The following is a 22,877-nucleotide window of genomic DNA, read 5'->3' as shown; positions in this document are numbered from 1 at the left end:
TTTACTGTAGCTTTTATCTAATTATTAGATAGTATTATTTTAACTCTACTTCTGCACCAGCTTCTTCTAGTTGCTTCTTAAGAGCTTCAGCTTCATCTTTAGAAACTCCTTCTTTAATTGGAGCAGGAGCACCATCTACGATGTCTTTAGCTTCTTTAAGACCAGCACCTGTTAAGTCTTTCACTAACTTAACGATAGCTAATTTAGAAGCTCCAGCTGATTTTAATATTACATCAAACTCAGTTTTTTCTTGAGCAGCTTCTCCAGCACCACCAGCAGCAGCAACTACTGTAGCAGCAGCAGGTTCGATACCATACTCATCTTTAAGAATTTGAGCTAATTCATTTACATCTTTTACTGTAAGGTTTACAAGCGTTTCCGCTAAATTTTTTAAATCTGACATTTTCTTAATGTTTTTGTTGTTAAACGATTTATATTATTTTTTGAGTGTTTCTTTGTTAATCAGTGAAAAAGGCTTACTCAGCACCTCCTTCCTTCATTTTGTCTTGATTTTGAAGAGCAGAAAGAATATTTCTGATAGGAGACTGAAGCAATCCAATGATTTCTCCAAGCATCTCTTCCTTAGACTTAAGACTTGCAAGAGCACCTAGTTTGTCATCTCCAATATAGAATGTTTCATCTAAGTAAGCTGCTTTTAGTGCAGGAAACTCTGCATTTTTTCTAAAGTCTTTAATCAGCTTAGCAGGAGCATTAGCCGTCTCTGAAATCATTAAAGCAGAATTACCTTTAAATATTGCAAACATCTCAGAGTAATCTACTCCTTCCATTTGCTCCATTGCTTTTCTAAGTAAAGTATTTTTTACTACCTTTAACTTAATGTTATTCTTGAAGGCTCTTCTTCTAAAATCTGAAGTCGCAGAAGCATTTATTCCTTCAAGGCTTGCTACATATACATTTTTAGCATCTTGTAGCAATTCTTTTATCTCTTGTATTACTAATACTTTTTCTTCTTTAGTCATTGTCTTACAGATTTTAGTTTACAGATTTAGTATCGATTGCTATACCAGGCCCCATTGTAGGAGAGATGTAAATACTCTTCATATAAGTTCCTTTAGCGGCTGTAGGCTTAAGCTTTATTAAAGTTTGAACCAACTCTTGGGCATTTTCTTTAATTTTTTCAGCATCAAAAGACACCTTACCTATAGCAGCATGTACGATACCATACTTATCCACTTTAAAGTCTATTTTACCAGCCTTAACCTCAGAAACCGCCTTTCCTACTTCCATAGTTACAGTTCCTGATTTAGGGTTTGGCATAAGACCTCTTGGCCCTAACACTCTACCTAGAGGACCCAATTTCCCCATAACAGCAGGCATAGTAACAATAACATCTACATCTGTCCAACCACCTTTGATTTTCTCTAGATACTCATCAAGACCTACAAAGTCTGCCCCAGCTTCTTTAGCTTCAGCTTCCTTATCTGGAGTTACTAAAGCTAGAACTTTAACATCTTTACCTGTCCCATGAGGAAGAGAAACAACTCCTCTTACCATTTGATTCGCTTTTCTCGGGTCAACACCCAATCTCACAGCGATATCTACAGAAGCATCAAACTTTGCAGTACTTACCTCCTTTACTAAAGCCGAAGCTTCTTCAAGAGTGTAAAACTTATTTTTTTCTATCTTAGTAGAAACTTTTTTTTGCTTTTTAGTTAATCTTGCCATTTGATTTAATTTTAAGCGTTAGTAGGTTTAGTTCCTGTCACCTTTAATCCCATAGATCTAGCTGTACCAGCAACCATACTCATTGCAGAATCAAGAGTGAAGCAGTTTAAATCTGACATCTTATCTTCTGCTATCTTCTGTACTTGCTCCCAAGATACGCTACCTACTTTCTCTCTGTTAGGCTGTCCTGAACCTTTTTTCACTTTAGAAGCTTCCAAAAGCTGCACAGCTGCAGGAGGAGTTTTAATTACGAAATCAAATGATTTATCTTCATACACTGTAATTACTACAGGTAATACCTGTCCTGGTTTATCCTGAGTTCTTCCGTTGAATTGCTTACAAAACTCCATGATATTTACCCCTGCAGAACCTAAAGCAGGCCCTACTGGAGGTGAAGGATTAGCAGCACCACCTTTCACCTGGAGCTTAACCATTTTAAAGACTTTCTTTGCCATGTTTGTTTTTTAAAAAATTAAAAATATAAAAAATGTGGAAGCATTCTTTGTTAATAACCTAAGTTAATTAGAATTGTAACTCTCTCACCTGAATACACTTCTTCTCAGATTACGAGGTGCAAAATTATATATTTTTTTTTTAGCACACAAATAAATTTATATTTTTTAAAATTAAACCACCTCGAAATAACGAAGTGGTTTATTTTACTCTAAAAACACAAGTTTATATTTTTTCTACTTGCATATAATTAAGCTCAAGAGGGGTTTTTCTACCGAAGATAAGAACCATAACTTCTAATTTCTTTTTATCCTCATGAATCTTCTCTATTGTTCCATTAAACCCATTAAAAGGTCCATCGATCACCTTAACACTCTCTCCTACTACATAAGGAATATCAACATCTGTAGCAAACTGTGACAACTCATCCATCCTACCTAACATTCTATTTACCTCAGACTTTCTCATAGGAACAGGATCTCCTCCTTTAGTAAGGCTCAGAAAAGAAATAACACCTGGTATATTCTTTATAATATGAGGTACTTCTCCCGTAAGATTAGCTTCCACCATTAAATAACCAGGATAGTAAGGTTTCTCTTTTTGTACCTTCTTTCCATTTCTCATTTGAATTGTTTTCTCCATAGGAATAACTATCTGAGAAACGAAATCCTCTAACTTAAATCTTTGGATTTCATTTTCTATATAGCTCTTCACTTTATTTTCCTGTCCGCTTACTGCTTTCAGCACATACCATTTAAGCTCACTCATCGGATAAAAACAATTTAAATTAATTAAACAAGTTAATAAGTAAACTAAAAAGATTATTGATTGATCTACTAAAAAGAGTATCAACCCCAAAAGTAAACAAAGCTAATATTAGAGTAGATACAGCCACAACTGTAGTAGAAGATTGTAAATCTACCCACTTAGGCCATTCCACCTTATCCTTAAACTCTATATACGAATCTTTTAAAAAGCTTACTAACGAACTCATTTTAAACAATTTGCACGGGCACTAGGATTCGAACCCAGATCAACGGTTTTGGAGACCGGTATCCTACCATTGGACGATGCCCGTAAGTTAATTTAATAAAAATAAAGAGCTCTCAGAAAACTTTCATTTATCTGAAAGCTCTTTTATTTATTGTTTTAGAACTAGATTAGTCTAGGATTTCAGTTACCTGACCAGCACCTACAGTTCTACCACCCTCTCTAATTGCAAATCTAAGACCTACATTAAGAGCGATTGGTTGTAATAATTCTACAGTAATAGTTAAGTTATCACCTGGCATTACCATCTCTACTCCCTCTGGTAAGAAAATCTCACCTGTAACGTCTGTAGTTCTCACATAAAACTGAGGACGATATTTATTATGGAAAGGAGTGTGACGACCACCTTCTTCTTTAGAAAGGATATAAACCTCTGCTTTGAATTTTTTGTGTGGAGTTACAGAACCTTGTTTAGCGATAACCATACCTCTCTTGATATCTGTTTTTTCGATACCTCTTAAAAGTAATCCTACGTTATCACCAGCTTGACCTCTATCTAAGATTTTTCTAAACATCTCAACTCCAGTTACAGTAGATGTTAACTTCTCATCTCCCATACCTACGATATCTACAGGATCACCAGTATTGATAATACCAGACTCAATTCTACCAGTTGCTACGGTACCTCTACCTGTAATAGAGAATACATCTTCGATTGGCATCAAGAATGGTTTATCTTGATCTCTTACTGGCTGCTCAATCCAAGTATCCACCGCTTCCATTAAAGCATCTACAGTAGCCACCCACTTAGCTTCTCCGTTAAGAGCACCTAAAGCAGAACCTTGGATTACTGGAGAGTTATCTCCATCATATTCATAAGTAGAAAGTAAATCTCTTACTTCAAGCTCAACAAGCTCAAGAAGTTCTGGATCATCTACCATATCTACTTTGTTCATGAATACTACAATTCTAGGTACATTTACCTGACGACATAATAAGATATGCTCTCTTGTCTGTGGCATAGGACCATCAGTAGCAGCTACCACTAGGATAGCACCATCCATCTGTGCAGCACCAGTTACCATGTTCTTAACATAGTCGGCGTGACCAGGACAGTCTACGTGAGCGTAGTGTCTGTTTTCAGTTTCATACTCAATGTGAGCAGTATTAATTGTAATACCTCTTTCTTTTTCCTCTGGAGCAGAGTCAATAGAAGAGAAATCTTTTACTTCAGCAAGACCTTTATCTGCTAATACTTTAGAAATAGCCGCAGTCAAGGTAGTTTTACCGTGGTCTACGTGACCAATAGTACCAATGTTTAAGTGCGGTTTGTTACGATTAAACGTTTCCTTTGCCATGATTTTAATATTTAATTTTACTAATTTTTAATTTTATCCCTTTTCGGTCTGCAAATATAGTATTTTTTTTGAAAACAAAAACATTTTCATTAAAATTTTATCATCCTAATTTTAATCTATATTTTTCACTTATAATCAATATTTCAAAAAACATATAAATATATAACTTCTACAGTTCTGATAAAATCTTCTTATTTATCCTTTTTACTAAGGCTGGTCCCTCATATATAAAACCAGTATAAAGCTGTACCAAGGTAGCTCCAGCTTTTATTTTTTCTAAAGCATCTTCTTCAGAATGGATTCCCCCAACCCCAATAATAGGAAAAGCACCTCCGCTTTTTTCTGACAGAAATTTAATTACCTCCGTTGCTCTTTCTCGAAGAGGTTTACCAGACAATCCCCCAACTTCAGATTTTAAATTTGACTTCAGGTTTTCCCTACTTATAGTTGTATTAGTAGCTATAACTCCCGCTGTATTTGTTGTCTTGACAATATCAATCACATCCAAAAGTTGAGAATCTGTAAGGTCGGGAGCTATTTTTAACAAAATAGGTTTCTGTTTTATTTTCTTTTGATTTTCCAGTTGAAGTAGCTTCAATAATTTTGTAAGTGGTTCTTTCTCCTGTAAATCTCTTAAATTAGGTGTATTAGGAGAGCTAACATTCACTACAAAATAATCTACATAATCATAGAGTGCATTGAAGCATATAATATAATCTTCCTCTGCATTATCATTATTGGTAACTTTATTCTTCCCTATGTTTCCACCTATAAGCACTCCCCCCTTATTTTTTTTCAATCTTTTTACTGCTTCATCTACTCCTCCATTATTGAATCCCATTCTATTTATAACCGCTTCATCTTCCTTCAATCTAAATAATCTTTGTTTATCATTCCCTGGTTGAGGCTTAGGTGTAATGGTTCCTATTTCTATAAAACCAAACCCAAAAGACGAAAGCTCGTTGTATAACTTAGCATCCTTATCAAATCCAGCCGCTAACCCCACAGGATTTTTAAACTTTAATCCAAAAACCTCCCTTTCTAATCTGGGATTCTCTATCACATAGCGAGAACTCACTAAAGAAGAAATAAACGGTATCTTAAAAAGAGTTTTTATAAACTTAAAGGTAAAATGATGAACCCCTTCTGGGTCAAAACGAAATAATAACGGACGAATGACTGTTTTATACATTTTTATTAGGATTTATTAGATTTACAAAAATAATAAACCCTACAATGAGAAACTAATAAAAACAAAAAAATCTCTCATTACTGAGAGATTCAGAGCCAATATCGGGACTTGAACCCGAGACCTCTTCCTTACCAAGAAAGATAATATAATTAGTAAAATTTTTAAAATCAGTACAATTCACATTTAAAAAACAAAATAGTTAGAAAATAGTTGGAACAAAAAACACCAACTAGGGCATATCTCCACGCCCAAAAATCCAATTAAAATCAATGTCATAAACTATTCCTATTTTGCGTATCTGCTCAACGGTAAAGTGTGCGTTAATATCACTTATATCTTGTTTTTTAATTTTATTAAACCGTTGCTTTGAAATTCCTACTTTATCGTAAAACTCCTGGATTCTTTTTATTTTTCCGTTCTTCTTTAGGTATCTCGGCAGGCTCAATATTCTTTCGTCTATTGCTGTTTTCATCTTATAAGATTTGCTGTCCTATTTTATTTGATTTTTTACGGTTACACGGCTCACAAAGTAGCTGTATATTTCTATATGTGTTAGAGCCTCCTTTTGAAAAAGGCACAATGTGGTCAAATTCTAATTTTTCTGAACTGCCACATTCCACACACTTTCCACCATCTCTATTCCAAACCATATCCTTTACTTTTTGAGAAATATGCTCCCTTCTACTTATCCTCTCCTCTACTTTTTTAAGCTCTCTGAGTTTTTCCTCTGCTATTCTAGCCTCCAATACTAACTCTACATCATTTTTTATTTTATTAAAATGGTCTTTTTTGTACAAAAACTTATATTTATATAAAAAATCCTCTAAATAACTTATAAATTTTTCAGCCAAAGAAGGAGTATAATATATACCCTCTTCTTTTATCCTAGTACAAATTTCATTATACTCCAATGTATCAAGCCAAAGTTCCCTTTTTATATCAAGTTCTATATCATTATCTACTGAAAACCTTGCACTATTTTTTATTAAAGATATTATTTTAGCTCCTTTGTCTCCTAATATAATTGCTTCTAGTTTGCCATTATAATACGACAGCTCTCCCTTCGCTTTTTTTAGCTCATATTGATTGAAAAAAATAATATCTTCTTCGGTTAAGACTAATTTACTTTGTTTATCAAGAGAGACCTCTTTATTATACTCATTAATTTTATTCTCTAAATACGCCTCTTTTTTTAAAAATAACTCCTGTTGTTCCTTAATCCTATTTTTAAGATTTATTATAGTATTCTCTTTGTATTGAAGCTCATTGTTTTTTAATTCTAAATTACTTTTATGACTTTCTATTTCTTTATTTTTATTCTCTAAATTCAAATTATTATCATTCAAATTTTTGTTGTATTCTTGTAGCAATAATCCGTATGATTTAGTTATTTTTCTGTTTTGGACTATTAAAACAATAGCTATTATAGGAGAAACAAGAACGAAAAAAAACAATAAAACCCAAAGTATATCCATAATTTCTGTTGTTAATTACATTGCTACTCTTTCAAACATTGCCCAAGCAACCACTTGAAACATCTTTGAAACAAAATCAATAGGCAACTCCTCAGGCTCATACCCTGAATAAGCCTCTAATGGGTCTGGTATCAGCACAAGTGTATTTGGGTCTCCTTTCTTTCTTTTTACCCTTTTTACAGTTCTCATTTCGTTTTTAGTGATGATACCATACAGCTCATTTGTTGGGAAATAAGTTTTCCAATCCTCTATTTGTCTAAGCCCTATAATAGCTCCACTAGGAATTACCTTTGATACAGAATTTCCCACTAGGTTAGTAGCAAACTCTGCCCTTCTAAAATCTGGACTTTGGATATAAAATGACGGATTCCCAAGTGAAAAAATCTCATCAGAGTTCCAGCCTCCTGCAAAATCAACATCATAATAAGGCGTGCCTTCCGATGGGGTTCTTTTTATCTCTGCGTCTAAAATTACTTTTACCCCCTCCCCTTTTATCGGAGTTTCTTCTGAAGACTTTAGCATTTCGCCTTTGCCCGTTAGAAGCCATTCGTAAATTACATCGGGATATTTATCAGAAATGATACTTGCCAAATCAGAACTAATACCGTTTGCCCCTTTCAAAACATTATAAATTCTATCGGTTCTTTCAAAACCAAGAGATTCTGCAAATGACTTCGGATTTAATTTCAAATGCAAAATAAAATCATATAGATAATGATTGTATTTTCTTGTATTTTTTTCTTTTTTCATATATTTGCAGTATAAAATTTATTATTTAATCCAATAATATCAACTATGCCAATTCAAAATGAAGACCTTTACATAACCATTTCCATATATGAATTTTACGAATACATCATCTATACATTGATGACCACCCTAATGATTGCAATGTTTTTATTTATAGCAATAGGAAGTGGATATTATCTTTATAAACATTTTGGACGACACTTAAAAGACTTAAAAGACTAATTTTAGTTTTTTATCTCTTTTATCGTTTCTGTTAATTGTTTTACTAGATTAGTTATCTTTTTCATACTAAGCTCCTTCTCTTTTTTGTCATCAACAGAAGGCTCTTTATAGATATTTTCCACCGATTTAAGGAGCATTATTTGCCTAGAAGCTCTTTGGTTTGCGTCTCCTCCATCATCGTCTTTTAACAAATTGGCGTGATTTCTCACTGTCATAGCTGTAGCCGATTTAAAAGCATATATTTCTTCTAATTTTCGCTCTCTGCTATAACGACCAGTTACCCAAATAAATAACCACCACGCAGGAGTGATTTTTATAAAATTTAGCAATATTCCAGCCCATACAGGCAGTCCACTATCTTTTGGATTTACGCTAAATTCTTTATAAATATAAAAAGTCCACCCTAAAGCCAGAAGAAAAATAAAACCCGAAGTATAAAGAAAAGCACTGGAACTACTACCAATAATCTCTCTTCTCTTTTCAAATTTTACACCTAACGAACCGTCTGCTGCTGCTCCAAGTAAATTCTCTACCTCTTGTCTTTTATCTAAAATTTCTTTTTGCAATCTAATGGCTTCTTCCATATTAGATAAAGAATCTTCGTTTTGAGACTTTATTACAGAGAAATTTTTCTCATATTTATATATATTTTCAACTATTTTGGCTTCGTGGGCATTTATGCTAGCTTTTACGGCTTCAATATCTTTTGAGTTCTGCTTAGCGAGTGCAAGCATAGTGTCTATTTCCGCTTTATCATTTTGAATATCTTCCTTATTCTTCAAAAGATTGTTATAAAGACTATCCGCTTTTTTATTAAGCTCTTCGCTTGCCTCTGTCTGATTGGTTATTTTAGATTTTAACTCTTCTAAAGCTGATAAGTTAGTTTCTAGCTGTGCCTGTATAAGAGATTGTTTAGATTGTAAATCTGAAATCTGTTGATGACTAATCACAACCTCCTCTTTATTCCAGCCTCCAAACAAGAGAATATATACAGTGATATTTTTAATTGTTTGATAAGCATTATATCTATCATCTACATTTAGCCAATGTACTAACATGTCTAACTCATTAGTTATACCATAAGTTTCATTTTCACTTATATAATATTCAGGTAGCAAATAAAACATATCTGATTTAATAACCCTACCAAACCAAGATATTATTCTATTCAATATTTTTTTGAATTGGATTGCATCTATAGAACCGAAACAAACTTCCGAAAGCTCTGTATCCTTATAGTTTTTAGCAATATAAGCATCAAAATCAAACTCCTTTAGCCTATTGAAGTCATTATGATTAAAGCTATCTCCTAAACTCATATTTTTTCAATCTGATTTTCAAAACATTAAAAATAAAATACAATAAATTACAATTAAAAACTTGTATTTATGTTGTATTTTCTTGTATATTTGCATTATCAAATTTAAGTATTCAAAAATATAAATATATATGAGAATATCAAAACAATTAAAAGAAAAGTTAAGACCCGATAAAATAAAATCGGCTTTGTGTCTAGAGTTGGATATTTCAAGAAGCACATTGAACAGATGGCTTTCAAAAGAGAACGATAAAATAGCCAATTTGATAGTTATTGATGCTATCAATAAGATAACAGGGCTAACTCAAGAAGAAATATTTGAGAAAAAACAAAAATAATGTTTATGACAACACCTCAAATACCCAAAGGTTATGTATTGGTTCCTGAATCAACCTACAACCTCTTTATAAAAAAGATAGAGTGGCAAGATATAGAAATACCTACTATAAAAGATGTTGCCGAATATGTAGGGGTTTCTATTGAAAAGATAAAAAAAGACCTAAGACACTACGACTGCCCTCTGAAAGTAATAGACAAAGGCAGTAGAGGTAAAGGTAAGATGAAAACTTTTTTAAAAAGTTCGGTTGCCTACTACAAAGAGTGGCTAAATAAAAAAGCCCTCTAACGGCTATCAGAGGGCGGATAGTTTAATCCATATTTAAAAATATGAACAACATTAAAAGCATGGCAAATATACAACAAAACTTAGAAACCTTAAAATTTAACGATTTTGGGTTCAATTACAAGAGTAGAAATACTACCCCGACCGTATGGTTCGCAATAGACGAAGACGACACGGTTTTAGTAACAGTAGATGAGTTTGGAGAGGTATGTATCACAGATGAAAATCTTTATCCAAAAGACCTCCAAATGTCAGAAGAAGCCCAAAAAGGCTGGGTAAATATAGCGAAACAAAAGCTATATGAAAACCAAGAAGGCGAAGATTTAGAACTAGAGTATCATCTAGCAGACCTAAAAAATGAATTATATAAAAATAAATAATCAAAACGGCTATTGGCTTATCAATGGTAAAAAATACCAAGAAGCCAACAGCTTTGAGAGAGTAATTCTAAACCACTTCTTTAAAAAGTCCAAAAAATGAAAATACTATCAAAAATAACAACAATAACAGCAATTATATACGCCTTTCTAGTTTCAGAAAGCCACGATATAGGGGCTTTAACAACTGCAACAGGGCTTTTGTTGATGAGTCTTTTTATGAATATCAAAGAGCAAGAAATCACAAACTTTTTCAGAGATGAAAGCGAAGATAAAGCAATATAAAACACAAAAGGCAAAGCGAATAGGTTACTACCTATGGTTGTTGCCAGTTAAGAAAGGTTACGGGTTGTTTTCAAACTAATATACAAAAGGTATAACTATGAAAAAAATAGTTCAAAAACTTATAACACCAATGGTGCAAAAAATATTAAAAGAAGAAATCAAAGAGATAGAAAGATTAAAGTATCACGAGTCTATAACCATAGGGCTTTGGGCAATAGACAGAAACCCGCAAGAGGTATCTTACGAATGGATAAAAGAAAACGCCTATCAAATAAAGCCTACGAGTAACTGTCCCGAATGTAGGCATTAAAATAGCGACCCTTGGACGAGGCTCTTAATAATCCTGTAAAAATTCGTTCAGGCACTCGATGATAAACATAAGTAGAACCCGAGTGAAACAATATAAAAAGTCTCATAGAGCGTGCATCATAATCCACTGCTCTTATTACAGAAGACCTAACAGGTATCATATCACAAAAATTTGAAATCTAACAAAACAAATTTAGTGATTTTTCCCGAAAAGCATACTCCGTGAGGCAGGTACACGGCGGGAGCAAATAAGACAACTAAGAAAATAAAACATTGTGAAAACAAAGCTGAAAAACAGAAGAAAGTTATTAAAACAAAAGTTCTTCAAAAAGTGTCCAAATGGTGGTTATTGTATCAATCCTATTTGTGCATTTGGATGTGTAGATTAATAAAATTTCAAATAAAAAAACAATTAGAAAATGGAAACAGCAACAAACAAAAGCGTAGGATTTATAAGCCTACTAACCTTATTGTTCATCACATTAAAATTAACGAAACATATAGACTGGTCTTGGTGGTTGGTTCTGTCGCCAATGTTAATACTATTCGGATTAGGGATAATTATAGTATTGGCGGTAATATTCATAAGCAAATCTAAAAACAGAAGATAAAAAATACAGAGAAATGGAAAATCAAGCATTACAAAAAAAAGAAGAAGAGGCGTTAAGCACAAAGTCTTTATTTCAAAAAGCCCATATACAAAAAAGATTTAATCAACTATTAGGCAAAAAATCACAGGGGTTTATTTCCTCTGTATTACAAATAGTAAACAATAGCGAACAATTAGCTAATGCAGATCCAAACACAGTACTTACCGCAGCAGTTACAGCAGCAATATTGGACCTTCCTATAAACCCCAATTTAGGCTTTTCTTGGATAGTACCATATAAAGGGGAGGCACAATTTCAAATGGGTTGGAAAGGCTATGTGCAACTGGCTTTAAGAACAGGGCAATACTCTCGAATAAATGTAACAGAAGTTTATGAGAATCAATTTAAGTCTTTTAACAGGCTTACAGAAGAGTTGGTCGCTGATTTTAACATAGAAGGCAAAGGCGATATAGTTGGTTATGCTGCTTATTTCAAATTGATAAACGGACTAGAAAAATTATCCTACTGGAGCAAAGAAGAGGTTATAAATCACGCTAAAAAATATTCTCAAGCCTACGGTAAAGGGTCTTTTTCTCCTTGGAATGAGAAAGATAAATTCCACGCTATGGCTAAAAAAACGGTACTCAAAAACACCATCAGCAAATGGGGCATTATGAGTATTGAATTGCAGACGGCACAATTAGCCGACCAAGCCGTTCAGCCTAAAGAAGGAAAGTATAACTATGTAGATAATATCATTGATATTGAAGCAGAAAATATACAAGAGGAACAACAACGAATTGTTGAGTTTATAAATAACGCTCAAAATATAGAGCAACTGCAAGAAGCAGAGCCTTTCATAGAAGAAAACAGCGAAGTGAAAGAGCTTTATGATAAAAAATTAAAAGACTTAACCAAATAATGAACGCACTGTCTTTAAGCTTCAACAATCATCTTTTTAGATGTTCTCAATTAGGAAAGTTAATGGTTGGGGTAAATCCTGCCTTAACGCCTAATCAGGAAAGAACCCTAATTGCTTTGCGAGAAAAAATGAAGGCGGGTAAAATTACCGATAAGCAAATCCAAACCTGCGGAGATTTATTGGCTAAAAAGAACCAAAAACCCGAATTATCAGCGAGTGTAAAAACACACTTGTCAGATATTCATAAAGGGGTCGCTTTTGGAAGAGATAACCATATCACGAACAAATACCTTGACAAGGGTATTCAAGTTGAAGAAAAGTCTATAAGTCTTTATACAAGGGTTACTGGCAAATTGTTTATGAAGAATGAAAAACATTTTTCTAACGATTTTATCAAAGGGACACCTGACAATATACAAGGTAAAGTTAGAGATATTAAAAGTAGCTGGAGCTTTAAAACTTTCCCTCTATATGCAGAAGAAACTCCAACTAAAGACTATGAGTGGCAGGTTCAAGGCTATATGGAACTCACGGGGCTAAAAGAAGCAGAATTAGTGTATTGCTTAATAGACACTCCATTTAAGATAGTAGAAGACGAATTAAGAAGATTAGACTGGAAAGAAAACATATTTAATCATCTTGGGGAAGTTAGGGAGGAATGTATAGACCTAGTAACCGAAACAGTATCAAATCTAATTTATACAGAAGAAGGTCTTGAGGATTTTTGCAGCCAATCCACAAGTGTTCATAAAGAGTGGTTTTCAAATTTTCACGAAGTCCCAGAACTATTAAGAGTTAAAGTCTTTCATTTTCAATATGACAAAACGATGATTGAATCTCTCTATGAACAAATAAAAAAGTGCAGAGAACACTTAAATAAACTAACCCTATCAATGGCTGACAGACTTGAGTTGATGGCTTAAAATAAAAACAATTAGAAAAATGGAAATCACAGGAAAACTACTAAAGAAATCAGACATCAGACAACCGTCTGAAACATTCACAATTCAAGAGTTTTATTTGGATTGTTCCAGATACAACCAAATAACAGGACAAAAGAGAGAGAATATTCTAAAATTCCAAGTAACAGGAAGCAAAATAGACACCGTCCTTTCAAAGGTAAATAACGGCGATTTGGTGAATGTATTTTTCAATGTAAAAGGAAGGTTTTGGGAGAAAGAAACAGAAGGCGAAACTAAAAAAGGACACTCGCAATCATTAGATGTATGGAGAATAGACATCAAACAGCCAAGTAACGGCGAAACTACAGAATACGAGGACGACGATTTGCCTTTTTAAAAATTTTAAAAAATAGACAAAATGGAAAACTTAACTATAAACGAAAATCTTAAGAGATTTTTAAACAACAAACACGAAGCAGGCTACAATCTAAACAAGTACAAATCAAGCAAAGTAGAGAGTTTCAAATACAAAGACGGAACACAACTTATATGTATTCCTCCAAATTCAACTTTAGAAGTTGGGGACGATTTCAGAGATACCAAAGGTTTTTTATATGTGGTAACAGATGTTATTTCTAGCAGACCTCATAGAGGTGTTTTTGACGAAGAGAGTAAGAGGTGGACTTGCTACATAGTTAAATCAGAAAAAATAACAATTTAGATATGGTACTCATTTCAAAAAAGAAAAAGAAAAACACCCTCACCGCTAAGATAAGAGCGGTAAATAGACTGCCTAGCGGTAAGTATGAGGTAATAGATACAGAAGTTAAGTATAAAGAAAAAAATGGTAATGTAAAATGCCTAACAGGATAATAAGAGATTGGACAGACAACGAACGAATAAATGAATTATCATTTCAAGCAGAGGTTCTTTTTACTCGCCTTTTAATGAAAGCCGATGACTTAGGTGGTTACCACGCAAACCCAAGACTAATAAAAGCGTTTTGTTTTCCGCTAAAAAACATTAGAGAGTCCGATATTACCCGTTGGCTAGATGAGTTAGTTTCAGCCGGAATAATCGCACTTTACAACGCCGATAACAACCCTTACTTACATATTATAAACTTTGGGCAAAGGTTGCGTCAAGTAAAACCTAAGTTCCCGAAAATACCTGAAAAAGAGCTAAATGAGTTTATGTCAGCAACCTGTCAGCAACCTGTCAGCGGTTCGCCGCCTGAAACAGAAACAGAAACAGAAGAGAGTGGGAATAATACCACACCCCAAAAATCTTTTAAAAATTTAACTGAAAAAGAGTTTCGTGATTCACTTATGCCCTTTTTGGTAGAGTATAGTAAAGATTTAGTTAGGGACTTCTATGAGTATTGGACGGAACCAAGTGCCAACGGAACACCGAGATTTAAGTTAGAAAAAACTTGGAATACTGAACGGAGATTGAAAACTTGGGCAAGAAATGAGTCTAAGTTTGGAAAAACCCAAACAACACCAGTAAAACGAAAACGAAATGAGTTATAAAAATGGAGTAACACCACCAAATTCCGTAGATGTTGAAAAATTGATACTAGGAGCTTGTCTAATAAGTGAAACAGGGAAAGAGAGGGTATTAAGCATTTTTAAAGACAAATGGGAAATGTTTTATGACCCTAGACACACGGAGATTTACAAGTCTATGTGCGAACTTAACTCCAATAACGAGCCAATAGACTTAGCGACAGTAATAGAAAACTTAAAAAAACGAGGTAAATTAAACAATGCGGGAGGAGATGGGTACATCATAGATTTGACAATAGGTATAAGTTCTGCTGCACATATAGAGCATTATTGCTTGTTGGTTTCTGAAAAATTTTTCCTTAGAAAAATGATTGAGGTTTCAACCAAAATAACAGAGAAAGCCTACAAAGACGACGGAAGTACATTTGATTTGTTAAATGATTTCTCTTTTGAAATAGGAAAAATATACGATTATATTGCTGGGCAAAAAGCGATTAAGTCGTCAAAAGACTTGCATTTAGAACTTATAGAAAATCAAAAAAAGGGAATGGCGAGAGGGGTTCCTATTCCTTTCCGAAAAATGGATAATCATTTTTACGGTTGGCAACCTACCGATTTAATAATCATAGGAGCAAGACCTGGAATGGGAAAGTCCGCTTACGCTATGGAGTTAGCAAGATGTGCATCTAAAAATAAGGTGCCTACGCTGATATTTTCGCTAGAAATGGCTAACATACAGCTACATACAAGACTAGTAGCTAATGAGCTAGAAATAGATTCAAATAGTCTAAGAAAACACAATTTAAGTGATAGTGAATGGAGTAAAATTTACGACAGTAGCGAAATTGAACAGATGCCTCTCTACTATGAAGATAGTGTTTTTGACTTAAACGGAATTATAAGCAAAGCTAGGGTGGCTAAAAAGGAGCTTGGTGTAAAGTTTATAATCATTGACTATTTGCAACTCATAGAAGCTAAAGGAAAATCCGAAGGTAACGAGAAAGTTAGCTTTATATCAAGAAAGTTGAAAATGTTAGCAAAGGAATTAAATGTCCCAGTAGTTGTTTTATCACAACTCTCTAGGTCAGTAGAAACTCGCCCGAACAAACGCCCTCAACTTTCTGACTTGAGAGATTCAGGAGCAATAGAGCAAGATGCTGATGTTATTCAGTTTATTTATCGTCCTGAATATTACGGAATAGAAATTTGGGATGTAGAATGGAGTGGAATAAGTGATTTACCAACCGAAGGCGAAGCTGAAATAATAACAGCAAAACACAGACATGTAGGAACTAGCGAAACTAGACTCAAATGGATACCTAAATATCAAAAATTCAAAGATATTGACGATAACACATTTGAACCATTACCAACCATAGATTTAAAAGATGCTTTTTAATGAGAAAAATAGAAAATACACCCACCTCCCTCCCACTCAAAATGATTGCCGAGTTAGCTAAAAAGAAAACAGTTTTTAGCGAAGGGCTTAAAAATTTTATAGAGCTTGAAAAACAAAAGAAATTCCCAAAACACACCCCAACATTAAAAGACACCGAAGAATGGAAGATATTAAATGGCAACGAAGCAAGGAGCAACACAGAAAAGCCTTAGAGGTATTAGAAGAAGCCAAGAAACTCAATAGACCTGTGGTCTTTCTGAAAAGAGGGCAAAGCCTAGAGCAAAAGCCCAAGAGAAGAAATAAACCTAAGAAAAAATTAAAATGAAATACCAAAACCTATTCAACCAAGACTTTTACCCTACTCCTAGAGAGGTTTTAGACCTTATGGAGTTAGATGTAAACAACAAAATTATTTTAGAGCCAAGTGCAGGGAAAGGTAATATTATAGATTATCTGAAAGAGTACGGAGCTAAGGAGGTTCTTTTCTGCGAAATCAACAAGGATTTAGCAGAAATATGTAAAAACAAAGCCAACCAAATAGGCACAGACTTTTTGGAACTAAAACCAGAAGCTGTTGCAGGAGTAGAAGCTATCATAATGAATCCGCCGTTTAGCGAGTTCAGAAAGCATTTTTTACACGCCTGGAATATTGCTCCTGACGGTTGTGAAATAGTCAGCCTTTGCAATTACGACAACGTAAGTGATAGAGGGAGTTTCCTAAGAGAAAAAGAAGAAATCCTAAACATCATTGAGGCTTACGGTTATAAGTCTGATTTAGGCAATGTGTTCAGCAATGCTGAGAGGCAAACCGATGTAAGTATCGGCTTAATCAAAGTCTATAAGCCCATTACAAGCGAGAGCCTAAATTTTGACGATTATTTCGACAATACAGGAGGCTTTGATATTGATAGTTCAGAGGAGGGTATTATAAGGTACAGCGAGATTGACAACCTTGTAAACTCGTACAAAGGAATAGCTAAGTATTCTGAAAAGCTATTTGAAGATGCCGAACTATTTATGCAAATGGCTAAATCTTGTGGAGTTGGCGTTTCAATAAAGATAGGCGTTGAACTAAAGGAAAATAAGATAAACAGACAACTGTTTTTAAGGGAGGTTCAAGTGCAACTTTGGCATAAAGTATTTAAGCTGTTTAATATTGAAAAATATGTTACTAGTTCTGTTGCGAAAGATTTGGAAGCGTGGGTAAGATACAAGAGCCAAACTCCTTTTACCAAAAGAAACATCTTTAAAATGATAGAAATTATTTATGGAACGAAAGACCATAATTTCAAACGCTCGTTAGTTGAAGCTATTGACAACTACACACGCCACACGAAAGAGAATAGGTATTCGGTGGAGGGTTGGGCTACTAACTCAGGACACCTACTAAATAGAAAATTCATTGTGCCTAATATGTGTAAGGTACGATGGTGTAAAAACAACCATTTAAGGGTTGATAGCTCAGGATATATGGAAAATTTCAATGACTTATTGAAAGTGTTATGTTCGTTAGAGGGGAAAAACTATGATAAGATAGAACGACTAAATGCTTGGGAAGAATTTGAAAGGGGTATTTGGCACGATATGGAGTTTTTCCGATACAAAGGGTTTAAAAAAGGAACGATGCACTTTGAGTTCAAAGATAAAAATGTTTGGGAGAGGCTCAATAGAGCCTATGCTCAAGCTAAAGGAAATGTGTTACCAGAAAAACTATGAAAAATTTAATAATAACAGTGTCTGGAGGGAGAAGTTCCGCTATGATGGCACGACACATACAAACTTCTGAAAAATATAAAAATTACGAGAAATTATTTTTGTTCTGCAATACAGGAATGGAGCGACCAGAGACGATATATTTTCTCAAAAATATAGAGAAGTATTGGAATATTCCTTTAGTTAAAATAGAGGGTGTTTACTCAAATGAAATGGGCGTTGGGGTTGGCTACAAGGCGGTAGATTGGGAAGAGTTGAATATGATGGCTAAACCCTTTGCTGAAGCAATAGCACACAAAAATAAAGGGATTTTTAATGGTATGCCAAGCAAAGACGCTCCTTTCTGCTCGGAAATGCTTAAAACATTACCTGCCAAAAAATTTGCAGACGATGTTTTCGGTATGAACAACTATATAAAAGCTATAGGTTTTAGAAAAGAAGATATGCCTAAGCGTATATCTTGGGCTGAAATCAAGGAAGACAAGAAGAGAATATTTCCGCTTTTGACCGATTTCAAGTTTCCTATTGGGCAAATGGAATTAAATAAATTTTGGGATAGTCAGCCATTCAAGTTGGAAATACACAACAAATTTGGAAACTGCGAACTATGTTGGAAAAAATCTGACACCAATCTAATAGATGTTATCCGAAATGGAACTCGTTTTATAGATTGGTATAGAAAAATGGAGGAGAAATATGGCAATACCTCTTTTAGAGGTCATAAAAGCATTGACGATTTAGTAGAGCTTTCTAAGCTCCCTTTTACAGGAGAGCTAAACTTTGAAGAAAACAAATGTGTTTGCAACTTTTAAAACTATAATTAAATGATACAGAACTATCTAAACATAAAAACTCCCACCCTAAGAGAATTGAAAGCTAGGGAAAAAGAGGAGAAAAGAAAGCGAAAAGAACTAGAAAACAAGAGAGGTTTCTGCATATCCAAAATGGACGATGAAACCTTTAAAAAAGTAGCCCATAGGCTTACGATGATAGCCTACTCTACCGAGTTTCTATCCGAGCAAATAGATGAACTTCTTGATATGGGAGTTATTCACTCTAAAAGCCTCGTGGTAGATTTCCAAAACGAGTTATTGAAACTTATAGAGGTATTTATCGGTATGGCTATGGAGAAAGGCGAAGCGGCAGAACTGCAAAGAATAGCCCAACAAAAGGGATATGATGAACTAATAAGAACGATAGGAAGCCTGAACGCTAAACAGTACGAGGCTTTACTAAACTTCGCAAAAACAATCAAAAATATTAAAAAGTAAAGTTATGTCAACAATAACAGTAGAAATAAGCATAGATGAGTTTAGTACAGATGTTTTATTAAATGAGATAGAATCTAGACTAAAAATTCAATTTTATAAAGATGAAATAACAAAACGATTAAGAGAGATGCTAAAAAGCAAATACATATTAGATAATCAACTATTAAAACCTAAAAACATAATAGAAGAAAGCAAAATAAAATTTTTCATTGAAAATTTTGACCATATTTCAGAAGAAGATTTAGAAACTATTGTAAGAAGCAAAAATAAATAAACAAATGACAAAACAAACATTTATAAAAGCCATTGAGGCTATAAAGAAACAATACGAATACGATAAGGAAGTAGCTAAAAATTTAAGCAAGGTTTTTCCTAATGCTTTTGAAGCTAATTTATTACCACAAAAACACTTTTTATCCAACATATTGATGAAAATACTACAAGAAGAAATGAACGATATAAGTTTAATAGAGTTGTTCTGTTGGAACGCAGACTTTGGTAATAAACGACTGCGTATTTTTTGCGAAGACAAAGATGTATATATAAAAACGCCCGAAGAACTTTACGATTTTTTAAAAAACAATAAACAATGATAGAAATAGGAAAAAATTTACAAGAAGTAATAATGACTATAATTGGATGTGTAGCTATTGTTACAATACTTTATTTAACAATTAGAGATAACAAAAATTAAAAATTATGGAAAAACTAATCAAACAAATCAAACAATGGGCTGAAGACAAAGGAATACTAGCTAAAGCAACACCAACGAAACAAGCCCTAAAAACATTAGAAGAATGTACAGAACTACTCACTGCTATTGCAGATGATGATGGAACGGAAATAAAAGATGCAATAGGAGATATAGTAGTTACGCTAATTATTCAGTGCGAAATGCAGAATTTAAATTTTATAGACTGCGTACAAAGTGCTTACGATGTAATAAGCAAAAGAACAGGAAAAATGATTAACGGGCAATTTGTAAAAGATATATGACAACGAATAATTGGAAAAAAACAGAAGAAGAATTACCAAATGAAAACGAAACTGTTTGGATAACGAACGGAAAAGATTGGGTAGCATTGGGTTGTTTAGCGTATGTTGAAGACGGCTATCTATGGGGAATTTCCAATAATGAAATATACTCAAAAGACAACAAGATAATGACAGAGGTAGATTTAGAAGAGGGTTTAGATGTTAAGTTTTGGCATTCGGTGCCAGATATACCTAAAATTTAAAATATTAAAAAACAATATTATGGAAGTATCCACTTTAGCATATGCTCAGTATGATGTTGGATATACATTTAAGTACAGGAGAATAACATCAAGGCTTAGAAAGGGTATGGTTTATTCAAGAGAGTAACCACTAAGCATTACAGAGGGGCTACCGCCTCTCTTTTTCTTGTAATATTTTCAACCCAAAATAGTAAACTTTTAATTTACTTTTTGTATCTTTGTATAAATGAACAGCCTAGAAAGTTTAATACAAACTCAATGCGTTACTTGGTTTAGGTTGCAACACCCAAACGATTTAATCTTTGCCGTTCCAAACGGAGGAAGTAGAAACCTACTAGAAGCAAGAAAGCTAAAAAGGGAGGGAGTAATGGCAGGGGTATCGGATTTAATAGTAATACAAAACAACCGCATTGTATTTATTGAGATGAAGCACGAAAAAGGGAGGCAGTCAAAATCACAAAAAGAGTTTGAGAGCAAAGTATCAAATCTAGGCTATGAATATCACCTATGCAGGAGCTTTGACGACTTCAAAACAATAGTAGAAAGCAGATGAACAACCCTGAAACAAGACAACAATGGATAGTAGACTTGCTGAAAAGTGAGCCAACTTTGTCTTATGGTGATATGTTCGCAGATTATTCGCAAAACTTCGCAAAATCAAGAAGAACATTTGATAAAGACTGGAAAAAAGCAACGGAGGAGTTTCAGGCATACCAAAAGGAAATTAGCGACAGGGTAATAGAAGAAACAACTAGTATAGAGATAGAGGAAAGAAAGAAAGCTATTTCTACAAAAATTGACAGGTTAGCAGGGTTAGAGAAGCAGATAAAAAGACTAGAGTACCTCCTCGCTAAAGGCAAAACATTAGCATATACTTTTAGTCAAGGCGTGTATACCTCACAAGAGCGAGACCTGACTGCTTTAGAGGTTGCCAAGATAGAAAGCACCATAAAAGATATAAGAGCCGAAATATCCAAGATAGAGGGCGATTACGCACCAACAAAACAAGAAGTAGAAAATAAGGGCAATGTTTTAGAACTTGTGATAAAGCGTGTAGATGAAAAAGGAAATATTACTTCTTAAACATCAGGACGACTTTATAAAATCTAACTACCGACACACAGGGTTAGTTGCGGGTTTTGGTTCAGGAAAGAGCCACGCTGGAATTACAAAAACCGTTATAAAAAAGTTAATGTATAACGGTATAGATGTAGCCTACTACCTACCCACCTATCCACTTGTAAAAGATATTGCGTTTCCGAGATTCTCAGAAATATTATCTAATCTAGGAATACCTTTTAAGTTAAATCGTTCAGACAAAGAGTTTCATCTTCCAAACGGAAGGATTATTTTAAGGACAATGGATAACCCTGACCTCATCGTAGGTTATGAGGTTGGCTATTCTCTAATAGACGAAGCAGATGTTTTACCTAAAGACAAAATGCAAGAAGTCTATACCAAAATAGTCGCTAGAAATAGAAAAGCACTCCCCAACGGAGAAAAGAACAGTTTAGACTTCGTGAGTACCCCTGAGGGTTTTAAATTTTTATATGAATTTTTCGTAAAGAAACCAAGCCCCAACAAGCTACTCATAAAAGGCAAAACAGCGGATAATCCTTTTTTACCTGACGACTATATACCCTCTCTATTGGAAACATACTCCGACGAGAAAATACTCGCTTATTTGGAGGGCGAATTTGTCAATTTAACGAGCGGTAATGTTTACAGAAACTACAACAGGCAAGACAACAACACTCGCAGAGTAGTAAAAGCTGGAGATGTGTTGCATATCGGAATGGACTTTAACATAACCAAGATGAACGCAGTCGTGCATATTCAGGAGGATAAAAAACATTTCGCCGTTGATGAATTTGTAAACGCTTATGACACTCAAGAACTTTGCGAGTTAATTAAACGGAAATACTCAAATCATAAGATAATAGTTTACCCTGATAGTGCAGGAAGTTCAAGAAGTACAAGCGGAAAATCTGACCACGATATTATCCGTTCCTTTGGTTTCACTATTAGGGGAATGGTAAGGAACCCTGCTGTTAAAGATAGAGTTAATGCTATGAACCTCGCTTTTAAAAACAATAAACAAGAGATAAGCTACTATGTCAATGACGAGCAATGTCCTAACTATTCAGAAGCCCTAGAACGCCAAACATATAAAAACGGAGAGCCTGACAAAACGAGCGGTTTTGACCATATCACAGAAGCAGGTGGATACTATATTTACCAAGCAACAGGCAAAACAATTACTTACAGGGTAAGGTAAAAAAAGATAAAAAAATTAT

The 22,877-nt window shown here is 34.1% G+C and carries 38 protein-coding genes, 1 tRNA gene and 1 pseudogene; 26 read left to right on the top strand and 14 right to left on the bottom strand.

What is annotated here, in order from left to right:
* Positions 1 to 34: 34 nt before the first annotated feature.
* The 12 genes from rplL to VIX88_RS09545 form a co-directional block, all read right to left on the bottom strand.
* A complete protein-coding gene (rplL, locus tag VIX88_RS09600) occupies positions 35 to 403 on the bottom strand; it encodes a 50S ribosomal protein L7/L12 (protein ID WP_064969762.1) in 369 nt (122 codons plus the stop codon).
* Positions 404 to 476: 73 nt separating this feature from the next.
* Positions 477 to 980, bottom strand: a complete 504-nt coding sequence (rplJ, locus tag VIX88_RS09595; RefSeq protein WP_064969764.1) for a 50S ribosomal protein L10 — start codon at positions 978 to 980, stop codon at positions 477 to 479.
* Positions 981 to 993: 13 nt separating this feature from the next.
* Positions 994 to 1,686, bottom strand: coding sequence for a 50S ribosomal protein L1 (rplA, locus tag VIX88_RS09590; protein ID WP_214193836.1), 693 nt, complete (start codon positions 1,684 to 1,686; stop codon positions 994 to 996).
* A gap of 11 nt (positions 1,687 to 1,697) precedes the next feature.
* Complete coding sequence (rplK, locus tag VIX88_RS09585) at positions 1,698 to 2,141, bottom strand: 50S ribosomal protein L11 (protein WP_004916770.1); 444 nt, start codon at positions 2,139 to 2,141, stop codon at positions 1,698 to 1,700.
* A 223-nt stretch (positions 2,142 to 2,364) separates the two neighbouring features.
* Positions 2,365 to 2,907, bottom strand: a complete 543-nt coding sequence (nusG, locus tag VIX88_RS09580; protein WP_014937424.1) for a transcription termination/antitermination protein NusG — start codon at positions 2,905 to 2,907, stop codon at positions 2,365 to 2,367.
* A 19-nt stretch (positions 2,908 to 2,926) separates the two neighbouring features.
* The gene (gene secE / locus VIX88_RS09575; RefSeq protein WP_004916763.1) at positions 2,927 to 3,133 is read right to left on the bottom strand and encodes a preprotein translocase subunit SecE; all 207 of its coding nucleotides are present in this window, start codon (positions 3,131 to 3,133) and stop codon (positions 2,927 to 2,929) included.
* A 13-nt stretch (positions 3,134 to 3,146) separates the two neighbouring features.
* Positions 3,147 to 3,217, bottom strand: a tRNA-Trp gene (locus tag VIX88_RS09570).
* Positions 3,218 to 3,299: 82 nt separating this feature from the next.
* A complete protein-coding gene (tuf, locus tag VIX88_RS09565) occupies positions 3,300 to 4,487 on the bottom strand; it encodes an elongation factor Tu (RefSeq protein WP_064969766.1) in 1,188 nt (395 codons plus the stop codon).
* A gap of 169 nt (positions 4,488 to 4,656) precedes the next feature.
* On the bottom strand, positions 4,657 to 5,679 hold the full coding sequence (locus VIX88_RS09560) for a quinone-dependent dihydroorotate dehydrogenase (protein ID WP_153926521.1): 1,023 nt from the start codon (positions 5,677 to 5,679) through the stop codon (positions 4,657 to 4,659).
* 229 nt (positions 5,680 to 5,908) lie between these two features.
* On the bottom strand, positions 5,909 to 6,151 hold the full coding sequence (locus tag VIX88_RS09555; RefSeq protein WP_222535060.1) for a hypothetical protein: 243 nt from the start codon (positions 6,149 to 6,151) through the stop codon (positions 5,909 to 5,911).
* 1 nt (position 6,152) lies between these two features.
* Positions 6,153 to 7,154, bottom strand: a complete 1,002-nt coding sequence (locus tag VIX88_RS09550; RefSeq protein WP_222535061.1) for an HNH endonuclease — start codon at positions 7,152 to 7,154, stop codon at positions 6,153 to 6,155.
* 15 nt (positions 7,155 to 7,169) lie between these two features.
* Entirely contained in the window at positions 7,170 to 7,904 is a 735-nt protein-coding gene (locus VIX88_RS09545) for a hypothetical protein (protein ID WP_310503728.1), read from the bottom strand.
* A gap of 45 nt (positions 7,905 to 7,949) precedes the next feature.
* On the opposite strand from VIX88_RS09545, the gene VIX88_RS09540 reads away from it, so the two are divergent.
* Positions 7,950 to 8,126, top strand: coding sequence for a hypothetical protein (locus VIX88_RS09540; RefSeq protein ID WP_222535062.1), 177 nt, complete (start codon positions 7,950 to 7,952; stop codon positions 8,124 to 8,126).
* A 2-nt stretch (positions 8,127 to 8,128) separates the two neighbouring features.
* On the opposite strand, the gene VIX88_RS09535 is transcribed toward VIX88_RS09540, so the two are convergent.
* Positions 8,129 to 9,445, bottom strand: coding sequence for a coiled-coil domain-containing protein (locus VIX88_RS09535; protein WP_222535063.1), 1,317 nt, complete (start codon positions 9,443 to 9,445; stop codon positions 8,129 to 8,131).
* A 130-nt stretch (positions 9,446 to 9,575) separates the two neighbouring features.
* Between VIX88_RS09535 and VIX88_RS09530 the strand changes: the two genes are divergently transcribed.
* The 5 genes from VIX88_RS09530 (at position 9,576) to VIX88_RS09510 (ending at position 11,038) form a co-directional block, all read left to right on the top strand.
* Positions 9,576 to 9,782, top strand: a complete 207-nt coding sequence (locus VIX88_RS09530; protein ID WP_222535064.1) for a DNA-packaging protein — start codon at positions 9,576 to 9,578, stop codon at positions 9,780 to 9,782.
* Positions 9,783 to 9,787: 5 nt separating this feature from the next.
* Positions 9,788 to 10,069 carry a hypothetical protein gene (locus VIX88_RS09525; protein ID WP_017686247.1) on the top strand — a complete coding sequence of 94 codons (282 nt, stop codon included), beginning with the start codon at positions 9,788 to 9,790 and terminating at the stop codon, positions 10,067 to 10,069.
* 59 nt (positions 10,070 to 10,128) lie between these two features.
* Positions 10,129 to 10,446, top strand: a complete 318-nt coding sequence (locus VIX88_RS09520; protein ID WP_214194215.1) for a hypothetical protein — start codon at positions 10,129 to 10,131, stop codon at positions 10,444 to 10,446.
* Between the two features lie 96 nt (positions 10,447 to 10,542).
* The gene (locus tag VIX88_RS09515) at positions 10,543 to 10,728 is read left to right on the top strand and encodes a hypothetical protein (RefSeq protein WP_214193834.1); all 186 of its coding nucleotides are present in this window, start codon (positions 10,543 to 10,545) and stop codon (positions 10,726 to 10,728) included.
* Between the two features lie 97 nt (positions 10,729 to 10,825).
* Complete coding sequence (locus VIX88_RS09510) at positions 10,826 to 11,038, top strand: hypothetical protein (protein WP_214193833.1); 213 nt, start codon at positions 10,826 to 10,828, stop codon at positions 11,036 to 11,038.
* Here VIX88_RS09510 and VIX88_RS12840 read toward each other — a convergent pair.
* Positions 11,007 to 11,144, bottom strand: coding sequence for a KTSC domain-containing protein (locus VIX88_RS12840; protein ID WP_374099872.1), 138 nt, complete (start codon positions 11,142 to 11,144; stop codon positions 11,007 to 11,009). The genes VIX88_RS09510 and VIX88_RS12840 overlap by 32 nt on opposite strands.
* A gap of 312 nt (positions 11,145 to 11,456) precedes the next feature.
* On the opposite strand from VIX88_RS12840, the gene VIX88_RS09505 reads away from it, so the two are divergent.
* The 20 genes and pseudogenes from VIX88_RS09505 (at position 11,457) to VIX88_RS09410 (ending at position 22,858) form a co-directional block, all read left to right on the top strand.
* Complete coding sequence (locus VIX88_RS09505) at positions 11,457 to 11,648, top strand: hypothetical protein (protein WP_214193831.1); 192 nt, start codon at positions 11,457 to 11,459, stop codon at positions 11,646 to 11,648.
* A gap of 13 nt (positions 11,649 to 11,661) precedes the next feature.
* Positions 11,662 to 12,549: a recombinase RecT gene (locus VIX88_RS09500; RefSeq protein ID WP_222535065.1), complete on the top strand. Its 888-nt coding sequence runs from the start codon at positions 11,662 to 11,664 to the stop codon at positions 12,547 to 12,549.
* Positions 12,549 to 13,472 carry a hypothetical protein gene (locus VIX88_RS09495; RefSeq protein ID WP_214193829.1) on the top strand — a complete coding sequence of 308 codons (924 nt, stop codon included), beginning with the start codon at positions 12,549 to 12,551 and terminating at the stop codon, positions 13,470 to 13,472. Before VIX88_RS09500 ends, VIX88_RS09495 begins: the two co-directional genes overlap by 1 nt.
* 19 nt (positions 13,473 to 13,491) lie before the next feature.
* Positions 13,492 to 13,848 (top strand): DUF3127 domain-containing protein, encoded by a 357-nt coding sequence (locus tag VIX88_RS09490; RefSeq protein ID WP_214193828.1) that lies wholly within the window; start codon positions 13,492 to 13,494, stop codon positions 13,846 to 13,848.
* 21 nt (positions 13,849 to 13,869) lie between these two features.
* Positions 13,870 to 14,172 carry a hypothetical protein gene (locus VIX88_RS09485; protein WP_214193827.1) on the top strand — a complete coding sequence of 101 codons (303 nt, stop codon included), beginning with the start codon at positions 13,870 to 13,872 and terminating at the stop codon, positions 14,170 to 14,172.
* A gap of 2 nt (positions 14,173 to 14,174) precedes the next feature.
* A complete protein-coding gene (locus VIX88_RS09480) occupies positions 14,175 to 14,324 on the top strand; it encodes a hypothetical protein (RefSeq protein WP_214193826.1) in 150 nt (49 codons plus the stop codon).
* A complete protein-coding gene (locus VIX88_RS09475; protein ID WP_324711470.1) occupies positions 14,309 to 14,983 on the top strand; it encodes a hypothetical protein in 675 nt (224 codons plus the stop codon). Before VIX88_RS09480 ends, VIX88_RS09475 begins: the two co-directional genes overlap by 16 nt.
* A complete protein-coding gene (gene dnaB / locus VIX88_RS09470) occupies positions 14,973 to 16,358 on the top strand; it encodes a replicative DNA helicase (RefSeq protein ID WP_214193824.1) in 1,386 nt (461 codons plus the stop codon). The genes VIX88_RS09475 and dnaB overlap by 11 nt, the downstream gene beginning before the upstream one ends.
* The gene (locus VIX88_RS09465) at positions 16,358 to 16,570 is read left to right on the top strand and encodes a hypothetical protein (protein WP_214194219.1); all 213 of its coding nucleotides are present in this window, start codon (positions 16,358 to 16,360) and stop codon (positions 16,568 to 16,570) included. Before dnaB ends, VIX88_RS09465 begins: the two co-directional genes overlap by 1 nt.
* Positions 16,571 to 16,679: 109 nt before the next feature.
* Positions 16,680 to 16,961: pseudogene (locus tag VIX88_RS09460) on the top strand (class I SAM-dependent methyltransferase); the annotation flags it as partial.
* Positions 16,956 to 18,074 (top strand): DUF4942 domain-containing protein, encoded by a 1,119-nt coding sequence (locus VIX88_RS09455; protein WP_324711526.1) that lies wholly within the window; start codon positions 16,956 to 16,958, stop codon positions 18,072 to 18,074. The pseudogene VIX88_RS09460 and the gene VIX88_RS09455, both read left to right, overlap by 6 nt.
* Complete coding sequence (locus VIX88_RS09450) at positions 18,071 to 18,883, top strand: phosphoadenosine phosphosulfate reductase family protein (RefSeq protein WP_214193822.1); 813 nt, start codon at positions 18,071 to 18,073, stop codon at positions 18,881 to 18,883. Before VIX88_RS09455 ends, VIX88_RS09450 begins: the two co-directional genes overlap by 4 nt.
* Before the next feature lie 12 nt (positions 18,884 to 18,895).
* Positions 18,896 to 19,342, top strand: coding sequence for a hypothetical protein (locus VIX88_RS09445; protein ID WP_214193821.1), 447 nt, complete (start codon positions 18,896 to 18,898; stop codon positions 19,340 to 19,342).
* Positions 19,343 to 19,346: 4 nt separating this feature from the next.
* On the top strand, positions 19,347 to 19,616 hold the full coding sequence (locus VIX88_RS09440) for a hypothetical protein (RefSeq protein ID WP_214193820.1): 270 nt from the start codon (positions 19,347 to 19,349) through the stop codon (positions 19,614 to 19,616).
* Between the two features lie 4 nt (positions 19,617 to 19,620).
* Positions 19,621 to 19,935 carry a hypothetical protein gene (locus VIX88_RS09435; RefSeq protein ID WP_214193819.1) on the top strand — a complete coding sequence of 105 codons (315 nt, stop codon included), beginning with the start codon at positions 19,621 to 19,623 and terminating at the stop codon, positions 19,933 to 19,935.
* A gap of 106 nt (positions 19,936 to 20,041) precedes the next feature.
* Complete coding sequence (locus tag VIX88_RS09430) at positions 20,042 to 20,338, top strand: MazG-like family protein (protein ID WP_214193818.1); 297 nt, start codon at positions 20,042 to 20,044, stop codon at positions 20,336 to 20,338.
* The gene (locus VIX88_RS09425) at positions 20,335 to 20,580 is read left to right on the top strand and encodes a hypothetical protein (RefSeq protein ID WP_214193817.1); all 246 of its coding nucleotides are present in this window, start codon (positions 20,335 to 20,337) and stop codon (positions 20,578 to 20,580) included. The genes VIX88_RS09430 and VIX88_RS09425 overlap by 4 nt, the downstream gene beginning before the upstream one ends.
* Positions 20,581 to 20,806: 226 nt before the next feature.
* Positions 20,807 to 21,133: a VRR-NUC domain-containing protein gene (locus VIX88_RS09420; RefSeq protein ID WP_153928887.1), complete on the top strand. Its 327-nt coding sequence runs from the start codon at positions 20,807 to 20,809 to the stop codon at positions 21,131 to 21,133.
* Positions 21,130 to 21,663, top strand: a complete 534-nt coding sequence (locus VIX88_RS09415; protein WP_214193816.1) for a hypothetical protein — start codon at positions 21,130 to 21,132, stop codon at positions 21,661 to 21,663. Before VIX88_RS09420 ends, VIX88_RS09415 begins: the two co-directional genes overlap by 4 nt.
* Positions 21,638 to 22,858: a phage terminase large subunit gene (locus tag VIX88_RS09410; protein WP_214193814.1), complete on the top strand. Its 1,221-nt coding sequence runs from the start codon at positions 21,638 to 21,640 to the stop codon at positions 22,856 to 22,858. The genes VIX88_RS09415 and VIX88_RS09410 overlap by 26 nt, the downstream gene beginning before the upstream one ends.
* Positions 22,859 to 22,877: the final 19 nt, after the last annotated feature.

It is taken from the genome of Riemerella anatipestifer (assembly GCF_035666175.1).
Lineage (GTDB): Bacteria > Bacteroidota > Bacteroidia > Flavobacteriales > Weeksellaceae > Riemerella > Riemerella anatipestifer_D.
This window is presented reverse-complemented; position numbering and strand designations above follow the sequence as displayed.

Coding starts and splice junctions, on each gene's coding strand:
- rplL (WP_064969762.1), bottom strand. CDS start 403: ATGTCAGATTTAAAAAATTTAGCGGAAACGCTTGTAAACCTTACAGTA.
- rplJ (WP_064969764.1), bottom strand. CDS start 980: ATGACTAAAGAAGAAAAAGTATTAGTAATACAAGAGATAAAAGAATTG.
- rplA (WP_214193836.1), bottom strand. CDS start 1,686: ATGGCAAGATTAACTAAAAAGCAAAAAAAAGTTTCTACTAAGATAGAA.
- rplK (WP_004916770.1), bottom strand. CDS start 2,141: ATGGCAAAGAAAGTCTTTAAAATGGTTAAGCTCCAGGTGAAAGGTGGT.
- nusG (WP_014937424.1), bottom strand. CDS start 2,907: ATGAGTGAGCTTAAATGGTATGTGCTGAAAGCAGTAAGCGGACAGGAA.
- secE (WP_004916763.1), bottom strand. CDS start 3,133: ATGAGTTCGTTAGTAAGCTTTTTAAAAGATTCGTATATAGAGTTTAAG.
- tuf (WP_064969766.1), bottom strand. CDS start 4,487: ATGGCAAAGGAAACGTTTAATCGTAACAAACCGCACTTAAACATTGGT.
- VIX88_RS09560 (WP_153926521.1), bottom strand. CDS start 5,679: ATGTATAAAACAGTCATTCGTCCGTTATTATTTCGTTTTGACCCAGAA.
- VIX88_RS09555 (WP_222535060.1), bottom strand. CDS start 6,151: ATGAAAACAGCAATAGACGAAAGAATATTGAGCCTGCCGAGATACCTA.
- VIX88_RS09550 (WP_222535061.1), bottom strand. CDS start 7,154: ATGGATATACTTTGGGTTTTATTGTTTTTTTTCGTTCTTGTTTCTCCT.
- VIX88_RS09545 (WP_310503728.1), bottom strand. CDS start 7,904: ATGAAAAAAGAAAAAAATACAAGAAAATACAATCATTATCTATATGAT.
- VIX88_RS09540 (WP_222535062.1), top strand. CDS start 7,950: ATGCCAATTCAAAATGAAGACCTTTACATAACCATTTCCATATATGAA.
- VIX88_RS09535 (WP_222535063.1), bottom strand. CDS start 9,445: ATGAGTTTAGGAGATAGCTTTAATCATAATGACTTCAATAGGCTAAAG.
- VIX88_RS09530 (WP_222535064.1), top strand. CDS start 9,576: ATGAGAATATCAAAACAATTAAAAGAAAAGTTAAGACCCGATAAAATA.
- VIX88_RS09525 (WP_017686247.1), top strand. CDS start 9,788: ATGACAACACCTCAAATACCCAAAGGTTATGTATTGGTTCCTGAATCA.
- VIX88_RS09520 (WP_214194215.1), top strand. CDS start 10,129: ATGGCAAATATACAACAAAACTTAGAAACCTTAAAATTTAACGATTTT.
- VIX88_RS09515 (WP_214193834.1), top strand. CDS start 10,543: ATGAAAATACTATCAAAAATAACAACAATAACAGCAATTATATACGCC.
- VIX88_RS09510 (WP_214193833.1), top strand. CDS start 10,826: ATGAAAAAAATAGTTCAAAAACTTATAACACCAATGGTGCAAAAAATA.
- VIX88_RS12840 (WP_374099872.1), bottom strand. CDS start 11,144: ATGAGACTTTTTATATTGTTTCACTCGGGTTCTACTTATGTTTATCAT.
- VIX88_RS09505 (WP_214193831.1), top strand. CDS start 11,457: ATGGAAACAGCAACAAACAAAAGCGTAGGATTTATAAGCCTACTAACC.
- VIX88_RS09500 (WP_222535065.1), top strand. CDS start 11,662: ATGGAAAATCAAGCATTACAAAAAAAAGAAGAAGAGGCGTTAAGCACA.
- VIX88_RS09495 (WP_214193829.1), top strand. CDS start 12,549: ATGAACGCACTGTCTTTAAGCTTCAACAATCATCTTTTTAGATGTTCT.
- VIX88_RS09490 (WP_214193828.1), top strand. CDS start 13,492: ATGGAAATCACAGGAAAACTACTAAAGAAATCAGACATCAGACAACCG.
- VIX88_RS09485 (WP_214193827.1), top strand. CDS start 13,870: ATGGAAAACTTAACTATAAACGAAAATCTTAAGAGATTTTTAAACAAC.
- VIX88_RS09480 (WP_214193826.1), top strand. CDS start 14,175: ATGGTACTCATTTCAAAAAAGAAAAAGAAAAACACCCTCACCGCTAAG.
- VIX88_RS09475 (WP_324711470.1), top strand. CDS start 14,309: ATGCCTAACAGGATAATAAGAGATTGGACAGACAACGAACGAATAAAT.
- dnaB (WP_214193824.1), top strand. CDS start 14,973: ATGAGTTATAAAAATGGAGTAACACCACCAAATTCCGTAGATGTTGAA.
- VIX88_RS09465 (WP_214194219.1), top strand. CDS start 16,358: ATGAGAAAAATAGAAAATACACCCACCTCCCTCCCACTCAAAATGATT.
- VIX88_RS09455 (WP_324711526.1), top strand. CDS start 16,956: ATGAATCCGCCGTTTAGCGAGTTCAGAAAGCATTTTTTACACGCCTGG.
- VIX88_RS09450 (WP_214193822.1), top strand. CDS start 18,071: ATGAAAAATTTAATAATAACAGTGTCTGGAGGGAGAAGTTCCGCTATG.
- VIX88_RS09445 (WP_214193821.1), top strand. CDS start 18,896: ATGATACAGAACTATCTAAACATAAAAACTCCCACCCTAAGAGAATTG.
- VIX88_RS09440 (WP_214193820.1), top strand. CDS start 19,347: ATGTCAACAATAACAGTAGAAATAAGCATAGATGAGTTTAGTACAGAT.
- VIX88_RS09435 (WP_214193819.1), top strand. CDS start 19,621: ATGACAAAACAAACATTTATAAAAGCCATTGAGGCTATAAAGAAACAA.
- VIX88_RS09430 (WP_214193818.1), top strand. CDS start 20,042: ATGGAAAAACTAATCAAACAAATCAAACAATGGGCTGAAGACAAAGGA.
- VIX88_RS09425 (WP_214193817.1), top strand. CDS start 20,335: ATGACAACGAATAATTGGAAAAAAACAGAAGAAGAATTACCAAATGAA.
- VIX88_RS09420 (WP_153928887.1), top strand. CDS start 20,807: ATGAACAGCCTAGAAAGTTTAATACAAACTCAATGCGTTACTTGGTTT.
- VIX88_RS09415 (WP_214193816.1), top strand. CDS start 21,130: ATGAACAACCCTGAAACAAGACAACAATGGATAGTAGACTTGCTGAAA.
- VIX88_RS09410 (WP_214193814.1), top strand. CDS start 21,638: ATGAAAAAGGAAATATTACTTCTTAAACATCAGGACGACTTTATAAAA.